General features: G+C 32.1%; 8 protein-coding genes. 3 read left to right on the top strand and 5 right to left on the bottom strand.

Features of this window, described 5'->3' with window-relative positions; translation table 11 throughout:
* Positions 1-3: 3 nt before the first annotated feature.
* From ACTG3Y_RS03245 to ACTG3Y_RS03235, 3 genes are all read right to left on the bottom strand, one after another.
* Positions 4-195: a PLDc N-terminal domain-containing protein gene (locus ACTG3Y_RS03245; protein ID WP_439151490.1), complete on the bottom strand. Its 192-nt coding sequence runs from the start codon at positions 193-195 to the stop codon at positions 4-6.
* A gap of 122 nt (positions 196-317) precedes the next feature.
* On the bottom strand, positions 318-401 hold the full coding sequence (locus ACTG3Y_RS03240; RefSeq protein ID WP_439151489.1) for a hypothetical protein: 84 nt from the start codon (positions 399-401) through the stop codon (positions 318-320).
* A gap of 265 nt (positions 402-666) precedes the next feature.
* On the bottom strand, positions 667-3,297 hold the full coding sequence (locus ACTG3Y_RS03235; protein WP_439151486.1) for a valine--tRNA ligase: 2,631 nt from the start codon (positions 3,295-3,297) through the stop codon (positions 667-669).
* 184 nt (positions 3,298-3,481) lie between these two features.
* Between ACTG3Y_RS03235 and ACTG3Y_RS03230 the strand changes: the two genes are divergently transcribed.
* A complete protein-coding gene (locus tag ACTG3Y_RS03230; protein ID WP_439151485.1) occupies positions 3,482-3,907 on the top strand; it encodes a DUF1573 domain-containing protein in 426 nt (141 codons plus the stop codon).
* 33 nt (positions 3,908-3,940) lie between these two features.
* Here ACTG3Y_RS03230 and ACTG3Y_RS03225 read toward each other — a convergent pair whose 3' ends face one another.
* Complete coding sequence (locus tag ACTG3Y_RS03225) at positions 3,941-4,468, bottom strand: PDZ domain-containing protein (protein ID WP_439151484.1); 528 nt, start codon at positions 4,466-4,468, stop codon at positions 3,941-3,943.
* On the bottom strand, positions 4,389-5,297 hold the full coding sequence (locus tag ACTG3Y_RS03220; RefSeq protein WP_439151483.1) for a retropepsin-like aspartic protease: 909 nt from the start codon (positions 5,295-5,297) through the stop codon (positions 4,389-4,391). Before ACTG3Y_RS03220 ends, ACTG3Y_RS03225 begins: the two co-directional genes overlap by 80 nt.
* A 114-nt stretch (positions 5,298-5,411) precedes the next feature.
* Here ACTG3Y_RS03220 and ACTG3Y_RS03215 point away from each other — a divergent pair, with 114 nt between their 5' ends.
* Positions 5,412-6,602 (top strand): pyridoxal phosphate-dependent aminotransferase, encoded by a 1,191-nt coding sequence (locus tag ACTG3Y_RS03215; protein WP_439151482.1) that lies wholly within the window; start codon positions 5,412-5,414, stop codon positions 6,600-6,602.
* Positions 6,565-7,614 carry a UDP-N-acetylmuramate dehydrogenase gene (gene murB, locus ACTG3Y_RS03210; protein WP_439151481.1) on the top strand — a complete coding sequence of 350 codons (1,050 nt, stop codon included), beginning with the start codon at positions 6,565-6,567 and terminating at the stop codon, positions 7,612-7,614. The genes ACTG3Y_RS03215 and murB overlap by 38 nt, the downstream gene beginning before the upstream one ends.
* Positions 7,615-7,716: the final 102 nt, after the last annotated feature.

Raw genomic sequence — 7,716 nt, 5'->3', positions numbered from 1 at the left:
CTATTAATCAAAATCATGCCCTATGCTTATCTTAAACGTTTGGTACATTATGTAAAAGAAGACACCAAACAGAGGTAAAAACAGTAACAATACTAACCATATTATTTTACTTTTAAATTTCATCTGCGATTTCAGCACAACAATACACAGAAGACTAATAATTAGTATATAACAACCTATGAAAAAATTTACCAATTCTGTTTGTACCAATGTTATGGTGTCTATATTTTTATTTATATCCCAAAGACGTTTATCAAACTAACTCCTTATGATGTCTTTGGGATATAAATTCTTGAACTTTTATTATTGCCTCTATCCTAAAAAGAGTATGCTCTTACTCCATCGAACGTATAAAGGTTTTCCGTTTTTATTACATCAATATTATTTTCTTCAAAAGTTATATCAGCTCCTACAACGCTTAGAATATTCAGAGTAGCCTCAATAATCTCTATACCAATACCATCTCATTTTGCTAAAGATTTCTTTGTCATAATTTAGTGTTGATTCAATTACACTACAAAGATGGTAGTCATTTTCCATATATTTTTATATATGTTTTTTATACTATTTATAAATATTATTTATGTAAAAGATCAGAAGTACTGTATAATGGCGTCTTTTTAAAAAATCAGACGATAACAATTCTGTAAATATTAAGAAAATTAACTACTGTAAGTTGGCTAAACTACCCTTTATGGTCTCAATTTTAGCTAATGCATCAGCTTCTTTTTTCTTTTCTGAAGCTACAACCTGTTCAGGAGCGTTGCTTACGAAGCGTTCGTTAGATAGTTTTTTCTGAACAGACTTTAAAAAGCCTTTGGTATAATTTAATTCTTCAGTAAGCTTTTGAATCTCTGCCTGAACATCAATACTCCCAGACATAGGAATAAAATACTCATTAGACTTTACTCTAAATGTAAGTGCTCCTTCAACTGGTTCGTTTATATAATTAAAATGTTCTAAATTTCCGAGCTTTATAACCGCCTCATCAAATGTAGACGATGTTTTTTCATTATTAATAACTGAAAATTCAATAGCATCTTTAAAAGCTATATTTTTTTGCTTTCGAATGTTTCTAACTCCTGAGATAACTTCTGAAGCAAAATCAAATTCTGAAATTAAATCCTTATTTATTGGCTTAGTTTCTGGCCATTTAGCAATTATCAAGGCTTCCTCAGGTGAACGCTCTTTAATGTACTGCCATAAATCTTCAGTTAAAAATGGCATAAAAGGATGTACTATTTTTAAATTATCCTCAAAAATAGTCATTACACTTTTATAAGTAGTTCTATCTATAGGTTGCTTATATGCTGGCTTCACCATTTCTAACATCCAGCCACAGAAATCATCATAAATTAGCTTATAAATAGTCATTAAGGCATCACTCAATCTGTATTTACTAAAATGATCCTCAATATCTATCAAAGCAGTTTGAAATTTAGATTCATACCATTCAAGGGCTATCTTACTAGAATTTGGCTGCTCAATATCAGCAACTTCCCATAAATTTGTTAACTGAAAAGCATTCCATATTTTATTACCAAAACCCCTTCCTTGCTGACAAAGGGCTTCATCAAACATTAAATCATTTCCTGCTGCTGAGCTTAATAATAGACCAACTCTTACACCATCTGCTGTATATTCTTCGATTAACTTTAATGCATCGGGAGAGTTACCAAGTGATTTTGACATTTTACGTCGCTGTTTATCTCTTACCAATCCTGTGAGATAAACATTTTCAAATGGTTTTTCATCTCTATACTCATATCCAGCAACAATCATTCTTGCGACCCAAAAGAATAGGATATCTGGTCCAGTAACCAAGTCGTTAGTCGGGTAATAGTATTTTATTTCCTCATTTTCCGGATTTCGGATACCGTCAAAAACGCTAATTGGCCATAGCCATGACGAAAACCAAGTGTCTAGTGTATCTGAATCTTGTGTTAAATTTTCTTTAGTTAGCTGGGCATTTCCTGTTTTGTCCTGTGCTAATTTTAGAGCGTCCTCAATATTTTCTGCTACTACAAAATCTTCTTTACCGTCTCCATAGAAAAAAGCAGGAATTTGTTGACCCCAAAGTAACTGGCGAGAAATATTCCAATCTCGAATATTTTCCATCCAATGTCTATAAGTATTCTCAAACTTCTTTGGAAATAACTTTACCTCACCCGTTTTTAAAACTGCGTCTAATGCAGGTTTAGCTAAATCTTCCATCTTTAAAAACCATTGATCACTCAATCTAGGTTCAATAACAGCTTTAGTACGTTCTGAAGTACCTACTTTATTTACATAGTCTTCAGTTTTTACTAGTTGACCTTTCTCCTCTAATTCTTTTACCAGAGCTTTTCTCACAGCAAAGCGGTCTTGCCCTTTATAATGCAAACCATAGCTATTTAAAGTGGCATCGGCATTAAATATATCCACCACTTCTAATTTGTGCTTATCACCTAATACTTTATCATTTTCATCGTGCGCTGGTGTAACCTTAAGACAGCCTGTACCAAACTCGGTATCTACATAGTCGTCTTCAATGATTGGAACTACTCTACCACAAATAGGAACTATTGCCTTTTTGCCTTTTAAATGAGTAAATCGTTCATCGTTAGGATTAATACATATAGCTGTATCACCAAAAATAGTCTCAGGACGCGTTGTTGCAATGGTTAATGTCTCATCACTACCCTCTACTTTATATTCTAAATAATACAATAATCCTTGTTTTTCAACATACACAACTTCCTCATCAGATAGCGTTGTTTTTGCTTCAGGATCCCAATTAACCATTCTATACCCTCTATAAATAAGACCCTTATTGTACAAATCAACAAAAACCTTAATTACAGCTTCACTCATATCATCATCCATCGTAAATTTAGTACGATCCCAATCACAAGAGCAGCCTAATTTCTTTAATTGTTCTAAAATAACACCACCATACTCTTCTGTCCATTCCCACGCATGCTTTAAAAACTCTTCTCTAGATAAGTCGTTTTTATCTATACCTTGCTCTTTTAACTTAGCTACCACCTTGGCTTCAGTTGCAATGGATGCGTGATCTGTACCAGGTACCCAACACGCATTTTTACCCATTAATCTGGCTCGTCTTACTAAAATATCTTGAATAGTATTATTCAACATATGTCCCATATGCAAAACACCTGTAACATTTGGTGGAGGAATTACAATAGTGTAAGGCTCTCTATGGTCTGGTGTAGAATGAAAATAATTATGCTTCATCCAGTAGTCATACCACTTACGCTCTACTGACAATGCGTTATATTTTGATGGGATTTCCATATTTTGGTATTGTTTTTGCTAAGTAACTGACAAAAGTACTTATATTTATTTTTTTGAAAAATTATTAGGTAATTAATATGTTCTAATTACAGTTAATTCTGTTAAATAGATGTATTACGTCTAAATAATTTTGATGAGACTAAAAAAGTAAGTAGTTTTATATTATCAATTTAAAATTAGAATGATGAAAAATGTAATTACAATTTTATTTATAGCAGTTATGAGTCTGGGTATTAGCGCTCAGGAAAAGGTTGCTAAGATTGAATTTAAAACTGATGTTATTGATTACGGAACAATTGAAAAAGGTTCTGACGGAGTTAGAATTTTTGAATTCACCAACACAGGAGATGCTCCTTTAGTTATTTCTAATGTAAAGTCTACGTGTGGATGTACTGTACCAGCTTGGCCTAAAAAACCGGTTATGCCTGGTGAAACTGGCGAGATAAAGGTAAAATATGATACTAAAAGGGTAAACCCAATTAGAAAGACAATTACTGTTTACTCTAACGCAGAAACGCCAACTGTTGCTTTAAAAATAAAAGGGCAGGTTGTTGACCCAAATAAAACTAGTGTTTTAGAAAAGAAAAGTAAAAGTATGGTAGAACAATAAAATATCTACTTTACATAAATAAACAATGAGCTCTCAATTTGAGGGCTCATCTTTTTTAAAAGCATCATCTAATTTAAATTTAAACAACATCTCCACTCCATTCCGTTCTATTCTCAATCGGATGGTCTTACCTGTTTCGTCATGTAAGATACTATTTAATTCAGGTAATTTATAATCATAAGCTGGCTTACCATTAATCTTTAAAAGAATATCTCCTACCAAAAGACCTATCTTTTTTGCATTAGACGACGATCTTAATTCTACTATTTTGTATGCAGGTTTAATTAAGGTTCTGTAATTTATAGAGTAATCAATCTGTATAGCGTTGTAATTATTTTTAGCACTATAATTATCGTAGTCTGTGACTTTTATTTGCTCCCTAATAAACATTGAGCCATTATGTTCTATTACTATACCACTATTATTATAAGTAAAAGGATTATTGAAATAACTATTCTTTCTAAAATGAATTTTTTTATTCTCATAATCGAAAAAAAAAATTAAACCGTTTAAGAATACCACCACCAAGACTTCCACTTCGGTCTTTGTATAATTTTGCACGATTAATAGTTGAGGAATCAGGAAAAGCAACATTAACATCATTTAAAATAAAATCACTCAGCTGAAAACTCTTAACTTTAGATCGCTTTCCATACACAGAACCACTTAATCCTTTACCTAAATAATCATCAAAGAATAACTCTTTAATAGGTGTTATTCCATTTTCTAAATCTTCAAATAGCCATAACGCATCACTACTCCTTGTATCTATTAACAACTTAACATCTGTTTCTGAGTTTTTAATTTTAACTTTTGCGTTTACATATGGTTTCTTTTTGTAGATGTTAAGAGGCAACGATTTCCATCGTTTAGATGACTTTGGTTTATAGCTTTCTGATTTGTGTAATCTTAAATATTTTGAGTTGTAATTTATCTCAACCACAAAATCCTTAAAAATATCATAGCCGATAATGCCGTGGATGACAATACCAAGTCGTGGTGTAAAATTAATTGAACTGTCAAAAACTACATATACGTCTTTATTAGTGCTTACGGCATCGCCCACTTTAATTCTATTATAACTAGATTTTAATGCTTTTAGCCTACCATCTGCACCAAGACCGTGAAGATAAAAAGTCTCCGTATTCCTTAAATCAAGAGAATCACCTTGAGATAAATTAAATAAAATTGGTTTACTTACACTAGAATCTAGTACGAATGAGAGCGTAACTCCATTAATTTCCAGAGGGATAATTATTAAGTTACTGGCAAAGTCAAACTTAATTTTATCACTAACGTCGTCCTTTAAAATAAAATCACTTTGAGCATAGGTAAAACAAAGATTTAAGGTGATGAATAGTGGCAGAATATATTTAAAATATGAATTCACTACCTAGATCATTTTACATCAAGTTACAAATCTTTATCTTTTACGATATTTTAAGAGTAATTTTTTTAATAACCTATAAGAATTTTCAGAACTTAGCACTCTAAAATCATTTTCATGCCAAGGATATCAAAAAAAGGATTAAATATGCCTGAGTCACCGATTAGAAAATTGGTGCCATACGCAGAAGAAGCGAACAAAAAAGGCAAAACTGTTTATTATCTTAACATAGGGCAACCTGATATTAAAACTCCAACAATAGCTTTAGATGCTGTAAAAGTGCATTCTTTAGATATCTTAGCTTACTCTAGATCTGAAGGCTCTGAAAATTACAGAATTAAGATTGCCGAATATTATAAACGCAATTCCATAAATGTAACGCATGACAACATTATTGTTACTACTGGTGGTAGTGAAGCCCTACTTTTTGCTTTTGGAAGTATAATGGATGAAGATGACGAAATTATTATACCAGAACCTTTTTATGCCAACTATAATGGGTTTTCAATAGCGTCGAGCGTAAATGTAGTTCCTGTAATTTCTAAAATTGAAAATAACTTCGCTTTGCCTCCAATTGAAGAGTTTGAAAAATTAATTACACCAAAAACAAAAGCCATATTAATTTGTAATCCTGGTAATCCTACAGGCTACTTATATTCTAAAGAAGAAATTAAAAAATTAGCTTCTATTGTAAAAAAGCATGACTTATTCTTAATTGCAGACGAAGTTTACAGAGAGTTTGTTTATGATGGTATTTCCCATTATTCGATTCTACAGGAACCTGGACTAGAAGAACACGCCATTGTCATTGATTCTGTATCGAAAAGATACAGTATGTGCGGTGCACGTATAGGTTATTTAGTATCAAAAAACAAAGACGTCATTAAAACTGCACTAAAATTTGCTCAGGTAAGGTTAAGCCCGCCGACTTTAGCACAAATAGCAAGTGAAGCGGCCTTAGAAACTCCTCAAAGCTATTTTGACGATGTTATAGAAGAATACGTTAAACGAAGAGATACCTTAATTGAAGAATTAGAAAAAATACCTGGTGTAAAAGTTGCTAAGCCCAATGGAGCGTTTTATTGTATCGCAGAATTACCGATAAAGAATTCTGATGATTTTGCAAAATGGCTATTGGAATCCTTTGATTACAAAAACAATACAGTAATGGTGGCACCAGCTGCCGGTTTCTATTCTACTCCAGGAGTAGGGTTAAACCAAATCAGAATTGCGTATGTTCTAAACGAAAACAGTTTAAGAATTGCCGTAAATGTTTTGGCAGAAGCACTTAAAGTATATAAAGACTGAAATGATAGCCCATAATGTTTCATTGAAATCATTTAATACTTTCGGCATTGATGTAAATGCAAGTTCTTACTTTAATGTGACTTCAACTGAGACCTTAAAATTAGTATTAAAAGAACATAAAGAGCAACCGTTGTTTTTTTTGGGAGGCGGCAGTAACATGCTACTGACCAAGGATATTAAGGCATTAGTTCTTCACTTAAACCTAAAAGGCATTGACATTTTAGAAGAAACCGAAGACACAGTAACTGTCAAAGCAATGGCTGGTGAAAATTGGCATGATTTTGTAATATGGTGTCTTAATAAAAACTTTGGTGGTATAGAAAACTTGTCCCTCATACCAGGGAATACAGGTACCGCACCTATTCAGAATATTGGAGCATACGGTGTTGAGTTAAAAGATGTTTTTGTGAGTTGTGAAACCATAAATATTAAGGATCAGACTACTCGGGTTTTTGATAAAACCGAATGCAAATTTGATTACAGAGAATCTATATTCAAGCAACAATTAAAAGGCCAATACATAATTACCAGTGTTAATCTTAAACTAACTAAATCTAATCATAAATTGCATCTAGATTATGGTGCCATTAAGCAAGAATTAGAAAAGTGCAATATCAAAGAACCTACCATTCAAGACATTTCTAATGCTGTTATTGCCATAAGACAAAACAAATTACCAGACCCAAAAGAAATTGGTAATAGTGGAAGTTTTTTTAAAAATCCAATTATTTCAGTAGATCAGTTCAAAGATCTTCGGCAAAACTTCCCTGAAATACCTAGCTATAAAATTTCAGAGAAAGAAGTAAAAGTTCCTGCCGGTTGGCTTATAGAAAAGGCTGGTTTTAAAGGAAAGCGATTTGGAGACTATGGCGTACACAATAAACAAGCTTTAGTGTTAGTTAATTATGGAAATGCAAAAGGAGAAGATATATATCAATTAGCTTTACTAATAAAAAAGACTATTAAACGATTATTCAACATAGAGATTGAAACAGAAGTAAATATTATTTAAAAAAACAAAAGCCGCAATTTACATTGCGACTTTTGAATTTAGAATAATTTCTATTTGAAAATGCTATTAATCAACCTCTTATGAAGATAAAATCATTCTAAA

The organism is Winogradskyella sp. (genome assembly GCF_965656915.1).
Lineage (GTDB): Bacteria > Bacteroidota > Bacteroidia > Flavobacteriales > Flavobacteriaceae > Winogradskyella.
This window is presented reverse-complemented; position numbering and strand designations above follow the sequence as displayed.